This is a genomic window from Pseudomonas retamae (assembly GCF_043496865.1).
Lineage (GTDB): Bacteria > Pseudomonadota > Gammaproteobacteria > Pseudomonadales > Pseudomonadaceae > Aquipseudomonas > Aquipseudomonas retamae.
In genome coordinates this window covers 99,139-121,585 of sequence record NZ_JBIEIL010000001.1, presented here as the reverse complement: position 1 = coordinate 121,585, position 22,447 = coordinate 99,139, and the positions used below count along the sequence as shown (strand labels likewise).

14 protein-coding genes and 2 pseudogenes are annotated in these 22,447 nt (G+C 61.4%); 15 read left to right on the top strand and 1 reads right to left on the bottom strand.

The window, feature by feature from the left end; genetic code table 11:
- From ACGSLL_RS00515 to ACGSLL_RS00505, 3 genes are read left to right on the top strand one after another with little or no spacing between them, the layout of a single operon-like run.
- Positions 1-2,403 (top strand): acyl-CoA reductase, encoded by a 2,403-nt coding sequence (locus ACGSLL_RS00515; RefSeq protein ID WP_394502084.1) that lies wholly within the window; start codon positions 1-3, stop codon positions 2,401-2,403.
- 37 nt (positions 2,404-2,440) lie between these two features.
- The gene (locus tag ACGSLL_RS00510) at positions 2,441-3,742 is read left to right on the top strand and encodes a phenylacetate--CoA ligase family protein (protein WP_394502082.1); all 1,302 of its coding nucleotides are present in this window, start codon (positions 2,441-2,443) and stop codon (positions 3,740-3,742) included.
- Positions 3,730-4,668 (top strand): GNAT family N-acetyltransferase, encoded by a 939-nt coding sequence (locus ACGSLL_RS00505; protein ID WP_394502079.1) that lies wholly within the window; start codon positions 3,730-3,732, stop codon positions 4,666-4,668. Before ACGSLL_RS00510 ends, ACGSLL_RS00505 begins: the two co-directional genes overlap by 13 nt.
- 45 nt (positions 4,669-4,713) lie before the next feature.
- Here ACGSLL_RS00505 and ACGSLL_RS00500 read toward each other — a convergent pair whose 3' ends face one another.
- Positions 4,714-5,241 carry a hypothetical protein gene (locus ACGSLL_RS00500; RefSeq protein ID WP_394502077.1) on the bottom strand — a complete coding sequence of 176 codons (528 nt, stop codon included), beginning with the start codon at positions 5,239-5,241 and terminating at the stop codon, positions 4,714-4,716.
- A gap of 380 nt (positions 5,242-5,621) precedes the next feature.
- Between ACGSLL_RS00500 and ACGSLL_RS00495 the strand changes: the two are divergent.
- The 12 genes and pseudogenes from ACGSLL_RS00495 to glgX form a co-directional block, all read left to right on the top strand.
- A pseudogene (locus ACGSLL_RS00495) lies at positions 5,622-6,752 on the top strand (HAMP domain-containing protein); the annotation flags it as partial.
- A 333-nt stretch (positions 6,753-7,085) separates the two neighbouring features.
- A pseudogene (locus ACGSLL_RS00490) lies at positions 7,086-7,613 on the top strand (methyl-accepting chemotaxis protein); the annotation flags it as partial.
- A gap of 238 nt (positions 7,614-7,851) precedes the next feature.
- Positions 7,852-8,298 carry a DUF411 domain-containing protein gene (locus tag ACGSLL_RS00485; RefSeq protein ID WP_394502074.1) on the top strand — a complete coding sequence of 149 codons (447 nt, stop codon included), beginning with the start codon at positions 7,852-7,854 and terminating at the stop codon, positions 8,296-8,298.
- Positions 8,298-8,732 (top strand): YqaA family protein, encoded by a 435-nt coding sequence (locus tag ACGSLL_RS00480; RefSeq protein ID WP_394503057.1) that lies wholly within the window; start codon positions 8,298-8,300, stop codon positions 8,730-8,732. Before ACGSLL_RS00485 ends, ACGSLL_RS00480 begins: the two co-directional genes overlap by 1 nt.
- 87 nt (positions 8,733-8,819) lie before the next feature.
- The gene (locus ACGSLL_RS00475; RefSeq protein ID WP_394502072.1) at positions 8,820-9,863 is read left to right on the top strand and encodes an alpha/beta fold hydrolase; all 1,044 of its coding nucleotides are present in this window, start codon (positions 8,820-8,822) and stop codon (positions 9,861-9,863) included.
- Positions 9,864-9,876: 13 nt separating this feature from the next.
- On the top strand, positions 9,877-10,845 hold the full coding sequence (locus tag ACGSLL_RS00470; RefSeq protein WP_394502069.1) for a D-2-hydroxyacid dehydrogenase family protein: 969 nt from the start codon (positions 9,877-9,879) through the stop codon (positions 10,843-10,845).
- Positions 10,846-11,446: 601 nt separating this feature from the next.
- On the top strand, positions 11,447-13,033 hold the full coding sequence (gene glgA / locus ACGSLL_RS00465; protein WP_394502067.1) for a glycogen synthase GlgA: 1,587 nt from the start codon (positions 11,447-11,449) through the stop codon (positions 13,031-13,033).
- A 17-nt stretch (positions 13,034-13,050) separates the two neighbouring features.
- Complete coding sequence (gene treZ, locus ACGSLL_RS00460; RefSeq protein WP_394502065.1) at positions 13,051-14,847, top strand: malto-oligosyltrehalose trehalohydrolase; 1,797 nt, start codon at positions 13,051-13,053, stop codon at positions 14,845-14,847.
- On the top strand, positions 14,844-16,922 hold the full coding sequence (malQ, locus tag ACGSLL_RS00455; RefSeq protein ID WP_394502063.1) for a 4-alpha-glucanotransferase: 2,079 nt from the start codon (positions 14,844-14,846) through the stop codon (positions 16,920-16,922). Before treZ ends, malQ begins: the two co-directional genes overlap by 4 nt.
- Positions 16,919-19,687, top strand: coding sequence for a malto-oligosyltrehalose synthase (locus ACGSLL_RS00450; protein ID WP_394502061.1), 2,769 nt, complete (start codon positions 16,919-16,921; stop codon positions 19,685-19,687). Before malQ ends, ACGSLL_RS00450 begins: the two co-directional genes overlap by 4 nt.
- A gap of 27 nt (positions 19,688-19,714) precedes the next feature.
- Complete coding sequence (locus ACGSLL_RS00445) at positions 19,715-20,062, top strand: DUF2934 domain-containing protein (protein ID WP_090283722.1); 348 nt, start codon at positions 19,715-19,717, stop codon at positions 20,060-20,062.
- A 225-nt stretch (positions 20,063-20,287) separates the two neighbouring features.
- Positions 20,288-22,447 carry a glycogen debranching protein GlgX gene (glgX, locus tag ACGSLL_RS00440; protein ID WP_394502058.1) on the top strand — a complete coding sequence of 720 codons (2,160 nt, stop codon included), beginning with the start codon at positions 20,288-20,290 and terminating at the stop codon, positions 22,445-22,447.

The window sequence follows — 22,447 nt, the reverse complement described above, 5'->3', positions numbered from 1 at the left end:
ATGTACCTGATCAACGGAACACTCACTGCCGACGTCGATCTCGACAAGGCCTTGATGCACTTGCAGCAAAACCTGCCGCAACAGCTGCGCACCCCCCTTGACCGCGCAACCGTGCTGACCGCGGTCGAACACTTCGCGCAGCAGTTGCAAAACACCACGCCAGCGCTGCCACTCGATGATGAGCAACGGCTGGCACTGATTGATTTCTGCCGGCCGCAAGCACTGCAGCACAAACTCGAACGTGAGCTTGGCGAACAATCCGAGTCGCTACGACGCATCGACTATCGGCAAACGCATTTTGAACGCTGGTGCCCGTTGGGCCTGGTGGTGCATGTCACACCCGCCAACGCCCCGCTGTTGGCCTGCTGCGCGATGATCGAAAGCCTGCTGGCCGGCAACATCAACTGGCTGCGCCCGAGCAGCAGCGATCAAGGGCTGACGGCAAAGCTGCTGCACGTCCTGGTGCACAGCGACCCCAGCGGCCAGTTGCGTGATTATCTGGCGGTGCTGCCGGTTGCAACAGCGCAGATCGGTCAGTTGTGCCAATGGGCCAACGGCGTATCGGCCTGGGGCGGCGAAACCGCATTGCGCGCCATTCGTGAACAGTTGCCGCCCGGTTGTCGCTGGATCGACTGGGGCCATCGCATCAGCTTTGCCTACCTGACGCCGGACGCTGGATCAGCGCCGAGCCTGGAAGCATTGGTCGATGAGGTATGCCGTCTCGATCAGCAGGCCTGCTCCAGCCCGCAATGGCTGCTGGTCGACAGTGATGACCCGACCGTGCTGGAAGCCATCGGCGCAGGCCTTGCCGCGGCGTTCGAGCGCCGCGCTGAACAGTGGCCGGCGCTGCTGCCGACGATTCAGGAAGCCAGTGAGATCAGCACCCAGACGATGATGGCGCGGCTGAGCCAGAGTTTTTCCGGGACGACCGGGCGCGTCTGGAGTACACCAAGATGGCGAGTGATCTGGACCCACGATCATTCGCTTGCGCCCTCCTCGCTGTTTCGCACATTGCTGCTCAAACCACTGCCCCGGCAGCGGTTGACCGAGCACCTGCTGCCATGGCGCAACGTCTTGCAGAGCTGCGCACTGGTCTGCGATGAGACGCAGATCAGCGAGCTGACACGCGAACTGATTGCCGCAGGCGTCAGCCGAATTGCACCAGTCAATGCGATTCATGACGGTTACGCGGGCGAGCCCCACGACGGCGTGTATGCGCTGCAACGCCTGAGTCGTCGGGTGTCGGCAAGCGTCACACCGACACAGATCACCAAGCAGATGAGCCTCGACCCGGCGCCTTGCGCTATGGTCCTGGCGGGCCTGCCGATCACCGATAAAAGCACCTTCATCGCAACGCCGCCCGCCGCCGCCGCGCAGCTGTTTTTCCGCTCTGGCGGAAGCAGCGGCACCCCGGCGCTGTCGGGCTTCAGTTACCGCGACTTTGACCGGCAAATGCGCGCGACGGCCGACGGTCTGTTTGCGGCGGGTCTCGATCCGCGCCGCGACAAGGTCATGAACCTGTTTTTCAGTGGTGGTCTGTACGGTGGTTTCTTCAGTTTCGCCAAGGTGCTCGAACTGCTGGGCGCCAGCCACCTGCCCATGGGTGCGCCCGCTGACGATGACTACAGCGACATCGCGCAAGTGATCATCGAACAGAACGTCACCGTGCTGATCGGCATGCCCAGCACCGTGCACCGGCTCTTTCTTAACGAGGGGCAGCGTTTGCGCGGGTATGGCGCGATAGAAAAAGTATTCCTCGGCGGTGAGCACATCAGTGAGCAGTGCCGCGAGCTGTTACAGGGTTGCGGCGTGACCTGCATTCGCTCGGCGGTGTATGGCAGCGTCGATGCCGGCCCCTCAGGACATGCGTGCGCAGCGACCCACGACGGCGTGTTTCATCTGATGGAGGCTGTGCAGCAACTGGAAATCGTTGCCCTGAACGCCGACGTGCCGGTGGTGGGCGATGAGGTCGGGCGTTTGCTGTTTACCTCGAGAGCGCGCGAGGGCCAACGCGTGCAGCGTTATGAAGTCGGCGATACCGGCCGCTGGATCGCCGGCGAGTGCCCGTGCGGCCTGGCTTCGCCGCGTTTCGAGTTGCTGCAACGGCACGGCCGATTGCTGCGCATCGGCACCGATTTCATCTGCCTCGAAGAGCTCGCCGGGTATTTGCAAACGTCATTTCAGCTACAGCTCGATCATGCGCCTGACGGTCCGGAACGCCTGCTGATTCGCAGCCCGTGTGTACCGGCCGACGTCCATGAGCGCCTGCAACATTACACGACACTGAACATGCTCCAGCGCAACGGACTGCTCACGGTGACGGCGCAACTCTGCGCGCCTGAGCAATTTCGCAGAAATAACCACAGCGGCAAGACACCCTTGCTGATTGACGCGCGCCGCTAGCGCTCGTCGTCATGGCCTGAATAAAAAAGAGACCTGAATGAATACCCGACCTGAACTCAACCAATTAATCGCGTTTGTTCGCGAGAACTCACCGTATTACGCCAGGCATTGGCAACACATCGCCGCGCAGGACACCGCACTCGATCAACTGCCGGTAGTCGATCCAGAGCAGTATTGGCAGGCCAGCCAACCCCTCGAACGCTGGCCGGTATTGACCTCGGCAGTCGAACGCGCGCTGGTATTCCAAACCGGAGGCACCACCGGTGCCGGCAAGCTTTCCGTATTTACCCGCAAGGAATGGCAGGCGCTGGTCAGTGACTTCGGCAGTCAGCTTGGCCAACAACTCAATCGGGGCGACCGGGTCGCCAATCTGTTCTTCGTCGGCGACCTGTATGCCAGTTTCATTTTTATCCATGATGCCCTGGCGCACGAAGGCGCAGGTGTCATCGAATACCCCTTCACCGGCGATGTCGATTTCGCGGTTCTCGCTGATGCCATCCGTGAGTACCGGATCAACGTGCTGGCGGGCGTCCCCGCCCAGTTGCTGGCATTCGCCGGCGAGCTCGAGCGCCAGTCGCTGTGTCTCACTGAGGTTGAAACGCTGCTTTACGGCGGCGAAAGCCTCTTCGACGGGCAAATGCAAAGGCTGCGCCGGGTGTTTCCCAATGCGCGCATTGCTTCGATCGGCTACGCCAGCGTCGATGCCGGATTGATCGGCGCCGCGACCCGCGATTGCGCTTTGGGCGAACACCGCATGCTGCCGGCGCACAGCGTGCTGGAAATCATCGATGAGCACAGCGGTGAGGTCATCGACGATTGCGAGCGGATCGGCCGGCTGGTCGTGACCAACCTCACCCGCCGGTTGATGCCGCTGATCCGCTACCCGGTCGGCGACCTTGCCTGCTGGCGCGAACCGGCCACTGCAGCGATGCGCAAGTTTGCCTTGATGGGCCGCAGTGGCAGCAGCCGGCGTATCCGTGTGGGCAGTCTGACCTTGTTGACCGAAGACATTCAGCGGATTGTCCAGCGCACCACCGGGAGCGAGGACTGGCAACTGATCATCGGCCAATCGGCAAGCGTCGATATCGTCACCCTCAAGTGGCTGGCGGATGCACAAATGACCGCAAACGCACCAGTCAACGCCGCATTGCACAGCGAACTCATCGGCTTGTATCCGTTGATCACGCAACTGTGCGCGCAGCAATTGCTTGAAGTGCAGGTACTCAGGTGTACCGCCGGGCAACTCGCCCGGCACCCACGCTCCGGCAAGCATCAACGGGTCGTTGATCTGCGCGTTTATGACAATGCCCGTCCGGAGCAACGTCCATGGACAACGTGACGTTACGCAGCTATCGCCGCAGCGACGCGGGCGCTGTCAGCCGCCTGTTCCGCGAAATCTATGGCGACCACTACGTGCAGCCGCACGTGTATCTGCCGCTGATGATCAATCAGAATCACGGCGAGGGTCGTTGGCATTCGTTGTTGGCGCACTCCGACAACAAGCTGCTAGGACATGCCAGCTTGTGCCGAAACAGCGGATCACACACCGCGGAGCTGGCGTTGAGCGTGGTACATCCATCGGGACGCGGGCAGAACATCGCCACGCAGTTGGGGGTACGCCTGCTGATCCACGCACAAGCGCTGGGCTGCCACGGCGTGACCATCAAACAGGTGACGCAACACCTTTACACGCAGCGCATGGCCGAGCGCCTGGGTTTCTGCAGTACCGGGTTATTACTCGATTACGTCCCGTCGCCATTCGGCGAGCCGCTGCCGGAGTCGATCGTGGTCGGATTCACCGCCATTGATGGTTATCGCCGTCCGCTACCGGCCCTCCAGTGGCCTGATAGCTGTGGCGATTTCATGGAGCGCTTGTGCAGGATTTACGGGACGCAGGACAAGCAGCCGCCGTGGGTCGGGGCCCCCATGCATGTCGAGCACTGTTCCGGGCGTTACGATGTGACCTTGAAAAAACTCGATGGCAACCTGTTGAAACAGCTACGCCAGTTGCCCTTGCAATGGATGGTCTCGATCAGGCTCAGGCTCGCCAGCGGTTTTGCCAGCGCCACCGAGAGCCTGGCAGCAATGGGTTTCATCTTCACCGGGATTGCCCCGAATGAACGTTGCGCGGGCTGGCTGGCACTGTTTCATCGGGGCTATCACGCGCGAACGCTGGAACTGCATTGCCCGCACATTCAGCGTTTGCATGACCGAGCCCAGCAGCACATCACACCTTGTGTTGCCGAGATGCCGCCAATGGATTGAGCAGACCTGGCTCGCTCGAGCATGAGCGGGCCAGCACCGCCGCGTTTACGCCTTGGCCTTTACGCCTTGGTCGACCGGTTTGGCAACGTTGCCTTCGCCGTAGGTCTTGAGGTTCTGCAGGACGTAAATGGCTTTCTTGAATTCGGGAATGAGGTTTTTGCCGTAGGCGTTGCCATTCAGGCCATTGGTCTGGATCGCATCCAGCTGAGTGGCGAAATATTCCAGTGCGTTGAACTTGGCATCGACGTCCTTGATCACGCCGAAACGATCGAACTTGTCGCCTGCGTTTTTCAGGGTCAGGGAAGTGATTTCGGAAATCAGCCCGCGGCTGCGCAGCATCTCGCTGAGATTGCCCAACTGTTTGACCGACACATTCGCCGGATCGAAGCCCTTGATTGCCCTGCGCAATCCTTGCTTGTCCATTTCAGCGGTGTTCAACGCCGTAGGGTTGGTGCCGACCAGGGTGAGCATCTGCTGCACCTTGACGCTCTGGCCCACCTGTTTCTTGGCGCCGGTGTCGCGAACCATCACCCCTGCCTTGCTCTCCCAACCGCCGACAATACCGATTGTCATGAAATGTCTCCCTGCAAAATGTCCATGAGGATGTCCGTTCTGAATGCGTTAATGGGCGCGAGTATCGGCGGGCGAACTAATGGCACCAACCTCTTTTTGCACATTTTTACAATTCTCGTACATTCACGATACAAAAGCCAAACAACCCGCAGGCCGTGTGCCAGAGCTGTCATCGCATTGTCATGTGAGTGCATTTTTACAACGCGCGCAGGTGCCAGCCCCAACGTTCGTATCAAGCCTGATACCAACCGGTCATCGGCGCCGCAATTATTAGCACGCAAGTACCTCAAGCTTCGCCCGAGAGCGACGATACGCTTTCAATACCCTCACTGTCGCAACCCTGCCCCCTAACAAGAAACGCTGCTCAAGGACCGGTCTCCATGCCCGCATTCCGCACCATTCAGGCTCGCTATACGCTGTTTCTGGTTCTGTTCATTCTGTTGTTGTCGGTGTTGACGGTGGTCGGCATCAGCCAACTGGTCGCTCCTAAACTGCGGGAAACCGAAGAACAAGTGGTGCTCAACCGCATCGCTGAAGTGGCCGAGCAGATTCAAGGCGAACTGAACAAGGTGCAGGCGCAACAGCGCAGCATCACCCAAACCATTCCGTTGCTCGACAGCGCCGCCATCGACACGGTGCTGCCGGGGCTGGTCGATCAGTACGGCGAGTTGAAGGTGTTTGGCGGCGGGATCTGGCCGCTGCCGGGCCAGCGCGAAGCCGGGCGCAACAAGTTCAGTACGTTCTGGCACCGCGACGCCTCGGGCAAGCTCGCCGTCAATACGTTCTGGAACAGCGATGCGGCCCCCAACTATTACGACCAGAGCTGGCACAAGGGCGGCATGGCCACACCCCGCGGCCAGTGCGCCTGGGCAGCAGCCTATAAAGATGATGCCAGCGCCGAGCCACGCACCAACTGCGCCATGGCGATTCAGAAAAACGGCAGCGCCTGGGGCGTGTCGACGATTGACGTGACCCTGGGTTTCTTCAACGATCTGGTGGCGCGCAAGGAAAAAGACCTCAACGCCGAAATGCTGATTGTTGAAGCCGACGGCAAGATCATCAGCAACAGTTCGCGCATCAGCGGTCCGATCGTGCTGAAGAACATCAGTGAATTGGCTGCGACCTCGACCTTCGCCGCCCAGGTTAAAGCGGGTCTGCAGAACCGCGACCAGGCGCAGCGCAGCGAATTCGATAACAACGGTGAAGACAGCACGTTCTTCATGCGCCCGATCGAGGGCACGCCGTGGTTCCTCGCCACCGCTCTGCCGACGAAAATGCTCACCGCCCAGCGTGACGACGTTCTCAGCACCTTGAGCATGCTGCAGATTCCGCTGGTGATCCTGTTGGTGCTGTTACAGGTCTATGCGATTCGCCAGTTGGTGCAACGCATGAAAGCTTTGAAAGCCAACATCGACTTGCTCTCCAGCGGGGATGCCGATCTGACCCGCCGCATCACCATTCGCGCCGAGGACGAACTCGGTGCCATTGGTCATTCGGTCAACACGTTTATCGCCTACCTGCAAAACATGATCAGCGAAGTGACCCAGGCCACCGGCGCCATGGCTTCCAGCCTCGATGACCTGCAGCGTACGTCGGCGCACACCGGGCAGATCCTGCTGCGCCACGCCTCGGAAACCGATCAGACCGTCACCGCCATCACCGAAATGAGTTCCACCGCCGAAAGCGTGGCGCAGAACGCTGCCGAAACCGCGGCGTTCACTCAACGCGCCAATGAGAACGCCGATCGCTCGCGTGTGGTGGTCGGCGAAGCCACCAACAGTGTGGTTGCGCTGATCGATGAAGTGGCGAGTGCCACGCACAAGGTTGAAAACATGCAGCAGGACGCCCAGCGCATCACCGAAATTCTCGGCGTGATCGGCGCGATTGCCGGGCAGACCAACCTGCTCGCACTCAACGCCGCCATCGAAGCCGCACGCGCCGGCGAACAGGGTCGCGGTTTTGCCGTGGTGGCCGACGAGGTACGCGCCCTCGCCGCTCGAACCCAGGCCAGTACGTCGGAAATCAACGAGATGCTTACCCGCCTGACGCAGGGCGTGAGTTCGTCGGTCAGCGCCATGGAAAACACCCAGGCCAGTTGCCAGTCCGCCGCTGACGCCACGGCGCGGGTCAACTCGGGGCTGGACGAAATGGCCGGTTCGGTCAGTCATATCAACAGCCTCAGCACCCAGATCGCTACCGCGGCCGAGCAGCAAAGCGCCGTCACCGAAGAGATCAACCGCAGCATGGTGCAGATCCGCCACATGGTCGACGAACTGGTGCAGAGCGGCCAGACCAGCGAACTCAACACTCGCCAGTTGCTGGAAGCCAATAGCCGGGTCAGCGCGATCATGGGGCGGTTCAAGGTTCGCTGAATCACGCACCCACGGGGATTCAGAGGTTGCACGAGTCCCTGTGGGAGCGAGCCTGCTCGCGAAAGCGATCTGTCAGTCACTCCTTCATTGTCTGGATAATTGCATTCGCGAGCAGGCTCGCTCCCACAGGGGTCTGCTGATGTTTTTGCAACAACCTGAAACACTGCGTTGATGCCACACAGCGAAAACCGGGCAAAATGCGCTCTCTTCTGACCGCCACCCGAGCCGAGAATCCGTCATGCGAACCCACCTGCGTCTGCTCGCCCTCAGCGCCCTGTTCATCTCCTCCCTCGCCCAGGCCGCCGACCTTATCCCGATCGAAGTCCACCGCGACGCCAACTGCGGCTGCTGCAAAAAATGGATCAGCCACCTCGAAGCCAACGGTTTCAAGGTCGACGATCACGTCGAAAGCGACATGAGCAGCTTCAAGCAACAGCACGGCGTGCCGCCCCGTCTGGCCTCGTGCCACACCGCAATCATCAACGGCAAGTTCGTCGAAGGCCACGTCCCGGCTGAACGGGTGCTGGCCCTGAGCAAGCGCGACGACCTCCTCGGCGTGGCGGCGCCAGGCATGCCGATGGGCTCGCCGGGCATGGAAATGGATGGCATGAGCGATGCCTGGCAAGTGATCGGTCTGAACAAGGACGGCGCTGATGTCGTCGTGGCGGATTACCCGGCGCATTGATCGGGGCCGCTTACGCCGGGCTGTTCCTTGCTGCGTTCGGCGCCGCGACGCTGCTGCCCCTGCAATCGGAAGCGCTGCTGATCGGTTTGATCGTCAGCGAGCGTTACTGGCTGTGGGGACTGCTGGCCGTGGCGACGCTGGGCAACGTCCTCGGTTCGCTGGTCAACTGGTGGCTGGGCCGAGGGCTTGAACGCTTTCAGAACCGGCGCTGGTTTCCGGTCAGTTCACAACACATGGCCAAAGCTCAACAGCATTACCAGCGCTTCGGTCATTGGTCGCTGCTGTTCAGTTGGCTACCGGTGATTGGAGATCCGTTGACGCTGATCGCCGGGGTCATGCGCGAGCCGCTCGGGCGCTTCCTGCTGATCGTGACCCTGGCCAAAGGCGCCCGTTACGGCGTGCTGGCCATGCTGACCCTGGGCTGGCTCGGTTGAACCATCGGCCACGATCATTGCCTGTTTTTAACGTCGCCATAATCCGGCCGTTCGAGCATCGGCCCATTTCAAACGGAGTTTGACCTTATGCCTGTCTCGTTTTCCCGCTGGCTGCCCGGCCTGCTTCTTTGCACTGCCCTGCCCTTGTCCGCTCAGGCTGCCACACCCGCCGCAGCCGAAGGCCCGGCCTACGGCCCCGAGCTGCAAGGCTTCGATTACCCCTACACACTGAAACACTTTGCCTTCGAATCCCAGGGTAAATCGCTGCAGATGGGTTACATGGACGTCGCCGCCAACGGCAAGGCCAATGGCCGCACCGTGGTGCTGATGCACGGCAAGAATTTCTGCGCGGCAACCTGGGACAGTTCGATCAAGGCGTTGAGCGAGGCCGGTTACCGGGTGATTGCGCCGGATCAGATCGGCTTCTGTACCTCCAGCAAACCCGAGCACTACCAATACACCTTCCAGCAGCTGGCGACCAACACGCAGCAGTTGCTCAAAGCGTTGGGCATTCAAAAAGCCACGCTGCTGGGCCATTCCACCGGCGGCATGCTCGCTACCCGTTATGCCTTGCAATACCCCGAGCAGGTCGAGCAGCTGGCGATGGTCAATCCGATCGGCCTGGAAGACTGGAAAGCCCTCGGCGTGCCGTATCGCACTGTCGATCAGTGGTATCAGCGCGAACTGAAAGTCAGCGCCCAGGGCATTCGCGACTATGAACGCACCACCTATTACGACGGCCGCTGGAAGCCGGAATTCGACCGCTGGGTCGACATGCTCGCCGGGCTGAGCAAAGGCCCGGGCAAGACCCAGGTCGCGTGGAACTCGGCGCTGATCTACGACATGATCTTCACCCAGCCGGTGTATTACGAATTCAAGGACCTGAAGATGCCGACGCTGTTGCTGATCGGCACCTCCGACACCACCGCGATCGGCAAGGACATCGCCCCGCCGCAAGTCAAAGCGAAGATCGGCCACTACGACGTGCTCGGCAAGCAAGTCGCCGAACTGATCCCGCAATCGACACTGGTGGAGTTTCCCGGCATGGGCCATGCACCGCAAATGGAAGAACCGGCGCAGTTCCACAAGGCCCTGCTCGACTGGCTGAATACATCCAATCCCGTTCGTTGATGAGGTAAGGCTGATGGCGGTGCAGATCGCAGTGATTGATGACTGGCAGGACGTGGCCCGCGACGTGGCCGACTGGTCAGTCCTGGACAGCATCGGTGAAGTGACTTTCGTGCATGACTACCCGGCGGACAACGTCACCCTGGCCGAACGTCTGGGCCGCTATCAGGTGATCTGCGTGATGCGTGAGCGCACGCGTTTCGACGAGAACCTGCTCAAGCGCTTGCCGGCGCTCAAGTTGCTGGTCACCGGCGGCATGCGTAACGCAGCACTGGACATGTCGGCGGCGGCAAAACTCGGGATCAAGGTCTGCGGCACCGACAGTTACAAGCACGCCGCGCCCGAGTTGACCTGGGCGCTGATCATGGCTGCCACGCGCAATCTGCACAACGAAGCCAACGCCTTGCGCAACGGTCAATGGCAGCAAGGGCTGGGCGGTGACCTGCATGGCAAGACCCTCGGCATTCTCGGGCTGGGCAGTATCGGCCAGCGCGTGGCGCAGTTCGGTCAGGTGTTCGGCATGCGCGTGATTGCCTGGAGCGAAAACCTCACTGCCGAACGCGCCCAACAGGTCGGCGTGACTTACGTCAGCAAGCAGGAACTGTTCGAGCAGGCCGATGTGCTGTCGGTGCACCTGGTGCTCAGCGAACGCAGCCGCGGGCTGGTCGACGCCCAGGCGTTGGGCTGGATGAAGCCGACTGCGTTGCTGGTCAACACCGCGCGCGGGCCGATCGTCGACGAAGCCGCGTTGATCAAGGCATTGCAGAAACAACAGATTGCCGGGGCAGCGCTGGATGTCTTCGACCAGGAGCCACTGCCGGCCCTGCACCCGTTTCGCACACTCGAAAACGTGCTGGCGACGCCGCATGTGGGGTATGTCAGTCGGCAGAACTATGCGCAGTTCTTTACGCAGATGATCGAGGATATTCAGGCATGGGCTGCGGGGGAGCCGGTTCGCCTGTTGAATCAAGACATCCATGGGTAACGGTGGTGTCCCGCCCATCGCATTCGCGAGCAGGCTCGCTCCCACACTGGATCATGCCAGGCACCACGTTTCGAGGTGCCCTGAGGTCCAACGTGGGAGCGAGCCTGCTCGCGAAGCGGCCAGCACAGTCCTTGCCCCCGAACACATCGCACCACAACAGTGCAGTCGCCCTCCCCACTAGCACAAAATCGTGACCGCTCAGTCACCATTTTGGCCCTCCGTCGTAAAAATACCTGCCCTTCGTCGGTGCGTTTGCGCCGATACAGCAAAATTTTCTTCCGCACAAACCGATTGTCGAACAATTTACCCATTTGCTCTGGCCCGCTCTAGGATCTGGCCTAGACTGATTTTCGCAGGGTGAAACCGCCCGGTCACATCGTCGAAAAAAACTCGAAACTTTTGCATCGCGCGTCGGGTCATCAAGAAGACAGAGCCAAAACGACTGGTGCAATCCTTGCAATGGCTTCACCACCCATTCTGCTTGCGCGTGTTGGGTAGCGTTTGCTCACCGATGCGTGGCGCGTTTGCGCCCGGTCACAGGACGTGGCTCTGAACTTCGTTTGTACGAGACAAGAACAGATCAACACTACGGGAGATACATATGATCAGTGCGGCATTGGATATTCAGGGAGAGCGTGCTCACCAGGTGATTGGCGACTCGAGCACCGTCAGCGTTCCCGGCAGCCGATCGATCAACGTTCCCGGCACCCGGACGCTGGCTCCGGTCGCGAGCCAGAATCCCAACAAGAAAAAGGTTTTGTTTGTCACGTCGGAGATCGCCGATCTGGTGAAAACCGGCGGCCTGGGCGACGTCTCCGCCGCCCTGCCCCGCGCCATGGCACATCTGCACGATGTGCGCGTGCTGATTCCCGGTTATCCGCAAGTGATGCACAGCGAGAACCCGATTCACATCATCGGCGAACTCGGTGGCCATGCTGCGCTGCCACCGTGCAAGATCGGGCGCATGGACATGCCCGATGGTCTGGTGATCTACGTGTTGATCTGTCCCGAACTGTACGAACGTGAAGGTGGCCCATACGGCGCCAACAACGGCCGCGACTGGCCGGACAACCATATTCGTTTCGCCCGCCTGGGGCTGGCCGCTGCCGATATCGCCGCCAACCTCGCGCAGATTCACTGGTGCCCGGATCTCGTTCACGCCCACGACTGGCCAGCGGGTCTCGCCCCGGCCTACATGCACTGGCGCGGGCAGCGTACGCCGACGCTGTTCACCATTCACAACCTCGCGTACCAGGGCGTGACCAGCCTCGGTTCCTGCCCGGAACTGGGTATTCCCGCCCACGCCCTGCAGCAGGAAGGCATGGAATTCTACGGCAAGATGTCGTTCCTCAAGGCCGGCATGGCCTATTCCAGCCACATCACCACGGTCAGCGCCACCTACGCGCAGGAAATCACCACCCCGGATTTCGGCTGCGGCCTCGACGGTTTCCTTGCCGCCAAGACCCAGCAAGGCTTGCTCAGTGGCATCCCTAACGGCATTGATGAAAGCTGGGATTCGGCCACCGACCCGCACCTGTTCGCGCCATTCGCCATCGGCGACTGGGAAGGCAAAGCGGTCAACGCCGCCCATGTTCGCGAGCTGTTCGGCCTCAACGACTCCAGCGGCCCGCTGTTCGCCGTGGTCTCGCGTCTGGTCTATCAAAAAGGTCTGGACCTGACTGAAGCGGTGTCCGAGTTCATCGTGCAGAACGGTGGCCAGATCGCAATCATCGGCCGTGGCGAGCCGGAGGAAGAACAGGCCATGCGTGAACTGGCGCTGCGCTTCCCTGGCCAGATCGGCGTGCGCATCGGCTTCAATGAAACTGACGCACGGCGCATGTTCGCCGGTAGCGATTTCCTCTTGATGCCTTCGCGTTACGAGCCCTGCGGCCTGAGCCAGATGTATGCCCAGCGCTTCGGTTCGTTGCCGGTGGCGCGCAATACCGGCGGGCTGGCCGACACCATTGAAAATGGCGTGACCGGCTTCCTCTTCGATGAATCCACCGTCGACAGCTACAAGGAAGCCCTGAGCCGCGCGTTCAAGGTCTTCGCCTTCCCCGAGCTGCTCAATGCCATGCGTTGCCGGGCAATGGCGGCGCCATTCAACTGGAGCAAAGCGGTCGAACCGTACGCCGAACTCTACGAAAAACTGGTGGCCAAGGCATTGGGTAAAGCCAGCCACAAATAATCAGGGAGGTTTCCAAGATGCCGTCAAGGACCCAAGAAACCTGGCCCCACGGCGCGATCGTGCTGGACGCCGAACACACGCAATTTGCTCTGTGGGCTCCCGATGCGTTTTACGTCAGTGTTGAACTGGCCGATGGTCAATCACTGCCCATGCTGCCGCAGGGTGATGGATGGTTTGTGATAAAGGCCCGCTGTCCGGCGGGCAGTCGCTACCGCTACTGTATCGATGGCGAGCTGGAGGTGCCGGACCCGGCTTCCAGGGCTCAGGATGGCGACCTCGATCGCCACAGCGTGGTAGTCGACCCGCACGCTTACACCTGGCGCCACAGCGCCTGGAAGGGCCGGCCGTGGAACGAAGCGGTGATCTACGAGCTGCACGTCGGTGCGCTCGGTGGCTTTGCCGAAGTCGAGCAACATCTGGCCCGGCTCACTGCACTGGGTATCACCGCCATTGAATTGATGCCGCTGGCGCAGTTTCCGGGTGATCGCAACTGGGGTTACGACGGCGTCCTGCCCTACGCCCCGCAAGCCTCTTACGGCACGCCGGAACAACTCAAACACCTGATCGACACCGCCCATGGTCATGGTCTGGCGGTGATCCTCGACGTGGTCTACAACCACTTCGGCCCGGACGGCAACTATCTGCACCGCTACGCGAAAAGCTTCTTCCGTGAGGACCAACATACGCCGTGGGGCGCGGCGATCGATTTCCGCCGCAGTGAAGTGCGCGAGTTCTTCATCGAAAACGCCCTGATGTGGGTACTCGAATATCGCTTCGACGGCCTGCGTCTGGATGCCGTGCATGCGATTGGCGACTCCGACTTCCTCCGTGAAATGGCCCAACGGGTGCGACAACAGGTCGATCCGAGCCGTCACGTCTGGCTGACTGTCGAAAACGAGCTGAATCAGGCCAGCCTGCTGGAGCACGATTACGACGCGCAATGGAACGATGACGGGCACAACGCCCTGCATGTGCTGCTGACCGGGGAAACAGACGCCTATTACGCTGACTACGCCGAGCAACCGACTGAGCAACTGGTGCGCTGCCTGAGTCAGGGGTTTGTTTTCCAGGGTCACGTCAACCGTCATGGCGAACGGCGTGGCGAGCCGAGCGAGCATTTGCCGTCCACGGCATTCGTATTGTTTCTGCAGAACCATGACCAGATCGGCAACCGCGCGTTTGGCGAGCGCCTGCATCAACTCGCCGACCCACGCGCATTGCAGGCAGCGACCGTGCTGTTGCTGCTGTCACCGATGGTTCCACTGATGTTCATGGGTGACGAGTTCGCCGCCGAGCAGCCGTTTCTGTTTTTCACCAGTCATCACGGTGAACTGGCGGAACTGGTACGCGAAGGCCGGCGCAATGAATTCGCCGCGTTCAGCGCCTTCGCCGATCCGCACAAACGCGAGACGATCCCCGATCCGAATGCCGAAGCAACCTTCCACGCGTCTCAACCCCGGCAAGAAAGCGGCAACCAACGCCAACAGCAAACCCTCGAGCTATACCGCGAGCTGTTGCACCTGCGCCATCAGCACATCACTCCCCACCTGCCCGGCACGCAAACGCTGGGCGCGCAGAAACTCGGTCACGCCGCAGTCAGTGCGCGCTGGCGCCTGGGCGATGGCAGTGAGCTGCGAATTGACCTGAACCTCAGCGACACGCCAGTGGTCAACCCTCCACACACCGACGCCGTCTGGCTGTTTCAGCAGCCTGCCGGTGTCACCCCGGATTCGGGCGAACTGCCCGCGTATTGCGCGCTTGTCAGCCTCACGGCCGCAACCCCTTTGCTACCTCTGGATGGAGAGCGCCTATGAGCGATGCGCAACTGGAAATACTCGCCAGCCGAGCCGGCCTCGCCGTCGACTGGATCGACGCCAACGGGCGTCAGCAAAAAGTCGCTCCTGCGGTACTCCGCAATGTCTTGATCGGCCTCGGCCACCCCGCCAGCACGGCGCAGGAAATCGATGCCAGCCTGCTGGAATTGCAAGCGGCGCAGCAGGACCACCATCTGCCGCCGCTGCTCACTTGCGATGTCGGCGCACCGTTGGATCTCACGCGTTATTTCGCCCCGGAAACCCCTTGCGAGATCCACCTTGAAGACGGCTCGCGACTGGATCTCAAGCTTGATTCGCAAGCGATGCTGCCCGGCATCATCCCCGTTGGTTATCAGCAAGTGCACATTGGCGATCAGTATTTCACCCTGGCGGTGGCGCCGGAACGCTGCTTCAGCGTCGCCGACGCCGTGGACAATCCAATCCCCCGCGCCTGGGGCCTGAGCGCGCAGTTGTATGCCTTGCGCCGTCCCGGCGACGGCGGCTTCGGCGACACCCTGGCCTTGGAAGAACTGGTGCGCGTGGCCGGTGAGCGCGGCGCCGACGCTGTGGCGATCAGCCCGATGCACGCGATGTTCAGCGCCGACACCAGCCGCTACAGCCCGTATTCGCCATCGAGTCGTCTGTTTCTCAATGCCTTGTATGCCGCGCCGGGCACAATCCTCGGCGAGCGGGCATTGCGCGACGCCATCGAGGCGGCCGGCTTGGGCCAGCAGTTGACGCAACTCGAAGACCTGACGCTGATCGACTGGCCGGCCGCGGCCGAGGCCAAGCAAAAATTGCTGCAGGCCTTGTACGACGGCTTTATCGCTGGTGACCATCCGTTGCACCCGGACTTCGCCAGCTTCCGCCACAGCGGCGGCGAAGCGCTGGAGAATCATTGCCGTTTCGAAGCGATTCAGGAAATGCGCGCCGCCCGTGGCGAAAGCCTCGACTGGCGCGAATGGCCGGAACACTGGCGTGATCCGCGCGGTGCGGCGCTGGCAGCCTTCGCCGAGGAATATGCCGAGCGCATTGGCTATTTCGCCTTTTGCCAATGGCTGATCCATCGCTGCCTGGAACGCGCACAAACGGCTGCGCGCAGTGCCGGCATGAGCATCGGCCTGATCGCCGATCTCGCCGTAGGTGCCGATGGTGCCGGCAGCCAGGCGTGGAGTTTTCAGGATGAATTGCTCGCCTCACTGACGGTCGGCGCACCGCCGGACATTCTCAACCGTTCCGGTCAGGGCTGGGGCATCTCCGCGTTCTCGCCCGAAGGCTTGGTGCGCAACGGCTTCCGCGCCTTCATCGACATGCTGCGGGCCAATTTCGCCCACGCCGGTGGCTTGCGCATCGACCACGTCATGGGCCTGCAACGTCTGTGGGTAATCCCCAATGGGGCCGATCCCGCCGACGGCGCGTACCTCTATTACCCGTTTGACGACATGCTGCGTTTGCTCACGCTGGAATCCCACCGTCACCAGGCCATCGTGCTTGGCGAGGACTTGGGCACCGTGCCCGAAGGCCTGCGCGAAAAGCTCGCCGCGCGCTCGATGCTGGGCATGCGCGTGCTGTTGTTCGAGCAGGACAACACGCATTTCAAGCCAATACTCGACTGGCCGGACAACGCCCTGGCGACCACCAGCACCCACGACCTGCCGACGCTCAATGGCTGGTGGCACGGCCGGGATATCGACTGGAACGCCCGCCTTGGGCTGGTCGACGCCAACGGCGAAATCGACTGGCGCCATCACCGCCAGCGCGAGCGCGAAGGCCTGCGCAGCGCGTTGAGCCAGGACCCGCAGAATTTTCGCGAGGAATCCCACGAGGCCGATCAAGTGGTCGATGCCAGCGTGCGCTTCCTCGGCCACACCCGTGCGCCGCTGGTTCTTTTGCCGCTGGAAGATGCCCTCGGCATCAACGAGCAGGCGAATCTGCCGGGCACCACTGACACCCACCCGAACTGGTCGCGGCGCCTGCCGGGCACCAGCGAAACGCTGCTCGACACCGACGATGCCGCGCGACGCCTGGAATTGCTCGCCTGCGCCCGACTCCAGGCTGCCGAGCGTGACCAATGAACCAAACGCTTATCCAGCCGCTGCGCGCGACCCTGCGGCTGCAATTTCATAAAGGTTTTACCCTCGAACAAGCGGTGCCACTGGTGCCGTACTTCGCCCGCCTGGGCATCAGCCATGTCTACGCCTCGCCACTGCTGGCAGCGCGCGCCGGCTCCATGCACGGCTACGATGTGGTCGACCCGACCCAGGTCAACCCGGAACTTGGCGGCGAAGCGGCGCTGCGGCGTCTGGTCAGTACCCTGCGCGAACACAACATGGGGCTGATTCTGGACATCGTCTCCAACCACATGGCGGTGGGCGGCAGTGACAACCCGTGGTGGCTCGACCTGCTCGAATGGGGCCGACTGAGCCCTTACGGCGAATTCTTCGACATTCAATGGCATTCCCCGGACCCGCTGATGGAAGGGCAGTTGTTGCTGCCGTTCCTCGGCAGCGATTACGGGGTGGCGTTGCAGGAAGGCACGCTGAAGCTGCAATTCAACGCGCAGACCGGCGGATTCCACGTTGAGCATTACGACCACCACTTCCCGATCTGCCCCAATGATTACGGCGAACTGCTCAAGGGCGATGAAGCGCTGAAATCCCTGGCCGATCGTTTCAGTGCGCTGAGTTATCAGACCGATGCGCATTCGCTGTCGATTCCGTTGAAACAGGAATTGCAGCAACTGGCCAGCGACCCGCAGATGCTGCAAGTGATCGAGCGCAATCTGCAGCATTACGATTCGACCACAGCAGAAGGCTTCGACAAGCTGCATCAATTGCTTGAGCGCCAGAGCTATCGCCTCGCCAGTTGGCGTACCGCAGCGGACGACATCAACTGGCGGCGCTTTTTCGACATCAACGAACTCGGCGGTTTGCGCGTCGAACGCCCGGCAGTGTTCGAAGCCACCCACGGCAAGATCTTCCAGTTGATTGAAGAAGGTCTGGTCGACGGCCTGCGCATCGACCATATCGATGGCCTCGCCGACCCGCGCGGTTATTGCCGCAAACTGCGTCGGCGTCTCGACAGCCTAGCGCCGGGGCGGCACTTGCCGATCTACGTCGAGAAGATTCTCGGCGCCGGCGAAACCCTGCGCCGCGACTGGGCGGTGGACGGCACCACCGGTTATGAATTCATGAATCAGCTGTCGCTGCTGCAGCACGATCCGGACGGTGAACATGTCCTCGGTGAACTGTGGCAGCGCCGCACCGAACGCCCCGCCGCGTTTATCGAAGAAGCACAATTGGCACGTCAGCAGATTCTCAACGGCTCGCTCGCCAGCGACTGCGAAAGTGTCGCCCAGGCGTTGCTGCAAGTGGCCCGCGATGACCTGATGACCCGTGACTTGACGCTCGGCGCGATCCGCCGGGTGTTGCAGGCGCTGATCGTGCATTTCCCGGTATATCGCACCTATGTCAGCGCCATGGGCCGCTCGGAACAGGACGAGGTGTTCTTCCAGAAAGCCATGGAAGGTGCCCGGCAAACCCTCAGCGAAGCCGACTGGCCAGTGCTCGAGTGTGTCGCCGGCTGGCTCGGTGGCACGCCGTGGCGACGCAAGCCGCGCGGGCGTTCACGCAAGATTCTCAAGCACGCCTGCGTACGTTTTCAACAACTGACCTCCCCCGCCGCCGCCAAAGCCGTCGAAGACACCGCGCTGTATCGCTCGGCAGTCCTGCTGTCGCGCAACGATGTCGGCTACGACACCGAGCAGTTCAGCGCGCCGCTGAGTGACTTCCATGCCGTCAATCAACAGCGTCTAAGCGAATTCCCGGACAACTTGCTCGCCACTGCGACCCACGACCATAAACGTGGCGAGGACACCCGTGCGCGGCTGGCCGTGCTCAGCGAACGCAGCCATTGGTACGCCGAACAAGTCGAATTGTGGCGCGCCCTCGCCCGCCCGGTGCGCAGTGACGAGCACATGCCGTCGAATGGCGATGAACTCATCCTCTATCAAGCCTTGCTCGGCAGTTGGCCGCTGGACCTGCGCGACGACGATCAGGCCGGGTTCGCCGACTACGCCAAGCGAATCTGGCAGTGGCAACAAAAAGCCCTGCGCGAAGCCAAGCTGCAAAGCAGTTGGAGCGCACCGAACGAAGCCTATGAAAACGCTGCGCAGGCCTTCACTGAAAAACTCCTGACCAGCGCTGAAGGCGAACTGTTGCGTGCGGCGCTGAGCAAAACCGTCAACAGCATTGCTGCCGCCGGTGCGCTCAACGGCCTGGCGCAAACCTTGCTGCGCATGACCGTGCCGGGGGTGCCGGATCTGTATCAGGGCAACGAGTACTGGGACTTCAGCCTGGTCGATCCGGACAATCGCCGGCCGGTGGATTACCCCGCGCGCGCGCAGGCGCTGCAGGCGCAATCGGCACCCGCAGAACTGCTGGCGAACTGGCGCGACGGGCGCATCAAACAAGCGTTGATCGCCGAGGTGCTGAACCGGCGCGCAGAGCATGCCGAACTGTTCCGCCGTGGCAGCTATCAGCCTCTGGAAGTGCTCGGTAGTCAGGCGCACAACGTGCTCGCCTTCGCCCGCGAACACCAAGGCAAACGGGCCGTTGTGATCGTGCCGGTGCGGTGCGCGACGCTGCTGGAAAACAGCGCCCTGCCGCAAGTGGATGCGCTGCGCTGGGGCGATACGCGGGTGGTTTTACCGTTCGCCGCCTCCGAGACAAACCTGAAGGGACTTTTTGCCAGCGCAGCAGTCACAAAAAACAGGGAGCTGAATGTCAGCGACGCGCTGGGGGATGTCCCGGTCAATCTCTTTATCCAACACTTAACGTAAGCATGAGTTCAGTTCAGGAGTATTGCGATGAGCACCGACGATAAACGCATTCGCGAATTCGCTTATCAGATATGGGAATCGGAAGGTAAACCCGAAGGCCATGAGGAGCGCCACTGGGAGATGGCGCGCAAGCTGGCTGAGGCCGAAGCACTGGCACCGAAGAAGCCGCCAAAGGCCACGGGCAGCAAAACCGCCGGCAAGACCGCGACCAGCAAGGCGACTGAGGGTAAAGCGGTAAACGGCAAGACCACGCCGGCGGCGAAAGCCAAACCGGCAGCGAAGGCCAAGCCGGCCAGCACCCCGAAAGTGGTGCCGCCAGGCGAAAAAGCTGCCGAGAAGAAACCGCGCGCGCCGAGAAAGCCTCCGGCGATCTGACGCTACTCGAGTATTGAACTGAACGAACGTATGGCGGGCTTGCTCGCCATCGAGGGCCAACTCGCCCTCAAGAAACACCCAAAACTACCCTGTGGGAGCGAGCCTGCTCGCGAAAGCGGTGGGTCAGCCACAAAGATGTCGATTGTTCCGACGCCTTCGCGAGCAGGCTCGCTCCCACAGGAAATGCACTCATCCAGCAACATCCGCGTTTTTGCAGGAGCAATCATGACCCGTCCAAAAAAAGCCGAGCCCGCCGCGCACGCCGAGCCGTCCAGAATCCGTGAAGGCCTGCCCTTCCCGCTCGGTGCGACCTGGGATGGTCTGGGGGTAAACTTTGCTCTGTTTTCCGCCAATGCCACCAAGGTCGAACTGTGCATCTTCGACGATGCCGGTGAAGTCGAACTCGAGCGCATCGAACTCCCCGAATACACCGACGAGATCTACCACGGCTATTTGCCCGATGCGCATCCCGGCCTGATCTACGGCTACCGCGTTTACGGCCCCTATGATCCGGCCAACGGCCACCGTTTCAACCACAACAAATTGCTCATCGACCCGTACGCCAAGCAGTTGGTGGGCGAACTGAAATGGTCGGAAGCGCTGTTCGGCTACACCATCGGCCATCCGGACGCCGATCTCAGTTTCGATGAACGCGACAGCGCGCCGTTCGTGCCCAAGTGCAAGGTCATCGACCCGGCGCACACCTGGGGTAACGACCACCGCGTCAGCGTGCCATGGGACAAAACGATCATTTATGAAACCCACGTGCGTGGCATCAGCATGCGTCACCCTTCCGTGCCGGAAAACGTACGCGGGACCTTTGCCGGGCTGATGGTCGACGATGTGCTCGAACACGTCCGCAAGCTCGGCGTATCCACCGTCGAATTGCTGCCGATCCATGCCTTCGTCAATGACCAGCATCTGCTGCAAAAAGGCATGACCAACTACTGGGGCTACAACAGTATTGCCTTCTTCGCCCCGGACCCGCGCTATCTGGCCAGCGGCAAGATCGCCGAGTTCAAGGAAATGGTCGCGCACCTGCACGATGCCAACCTCGAAGTGATCCTCGATGTGGTCTACAACCACACGGCCGAGGGCAACGAGCAAGGCCCGACCCTGTCGATGCGCGGTATCGACAACGCCTCGTACTACCGTTTGATGCCCGACGACAAGCGCTACTACATCAACGATTCCGGGACCGGCAACACCCTCGACCTGAGCCACCCATGCGTGCTGCAAATGGTCACCGACTCGCTGCGCTACTGGGCCAGTGAAATGCACGTGGACGGTTTCCGCTTCGACCTGGCGACTATTCTCGGTCGTTATCACGACGGTTTCGATGAGCGTCACAGCTTCCTCGTCGCTTGCCGTCAGGACCCGGTGCTGCGTCAGGTGAAAATGATCGCCGAGCCTTGGGACTGTGGCCCGGGTGGTTATCAGGTGGGCAACTTCCCGCCAGGCTGGGTCGAGTGGAACGACAAGTTCCGCGACACCGTGCGCGCGTTCTGGAAAGGTGACGACGGCCAGCTCGCCGACTTCGCCAGCCGCATGACCGCCTCGGGCGAGATGTTCAATCAACGCGGGCGCCGGCCTTACGCTTCGGTGAACTTCGTCACCGCGCACGACGGTTTCACCCTCAACGATCTGGTCTCGTACAACGACAAGCACAACGAAGCCAACGACGAAAACAATCAGGACGGCAGCAACAACAACCTGTCGTGGAACCACGGCGTCGAAGGCCCGACCGACGATGCGGAAATCAATGCGCTGCGCCACCGGCAGATGCGCAACTTCTTCGCCACCCTGCTGCTAGCCCAAGGCACGCCGATGATCGTCGCCGGCGATGAGTTCGCCCGCACCCAGGACGGCAATAACAACGCCTATTGCCAGGACAGCGAAATCGGCTGGGTCAACTGGGACCTGAGCGAAGACGGCAAGGCCCTGCTGAAGTTCGTCAAGCGCCTGATCAAGCTGCGTCTGGCCTACCCGATCCTGCGCCGTGGGCGTTTCCTGGTCGGCGAGTACAACGAGGATATCGGCGTCAAGGACGTCACCTGGCTAGCGCCGGACGCCACCGAGATGACCACCGAGCACTGGCATGACGCGCACAACCGCTGCCTGGGCATGCTGCTCGACGGTCGCGCGCAGGAAACCGGGATCCGCCGCAAGGGGGCCGACGCGACGCTGTTGCTGGTGGTCAACGCGCATCATGACATTGTCAATTTCGTTCTGCCGGAAGTGCCCGATGGCGGTTTCTGGACGTGCATGGTCGATACCAATCAGCCGGCGATTCGCGGTCAGGAACGCTTCGACTTCGGCCACGAATACTCGGTGACCGGGCGCTCGTTGCTGTTGTTTGAACTGCAACGCGACGAAGAAGATTGA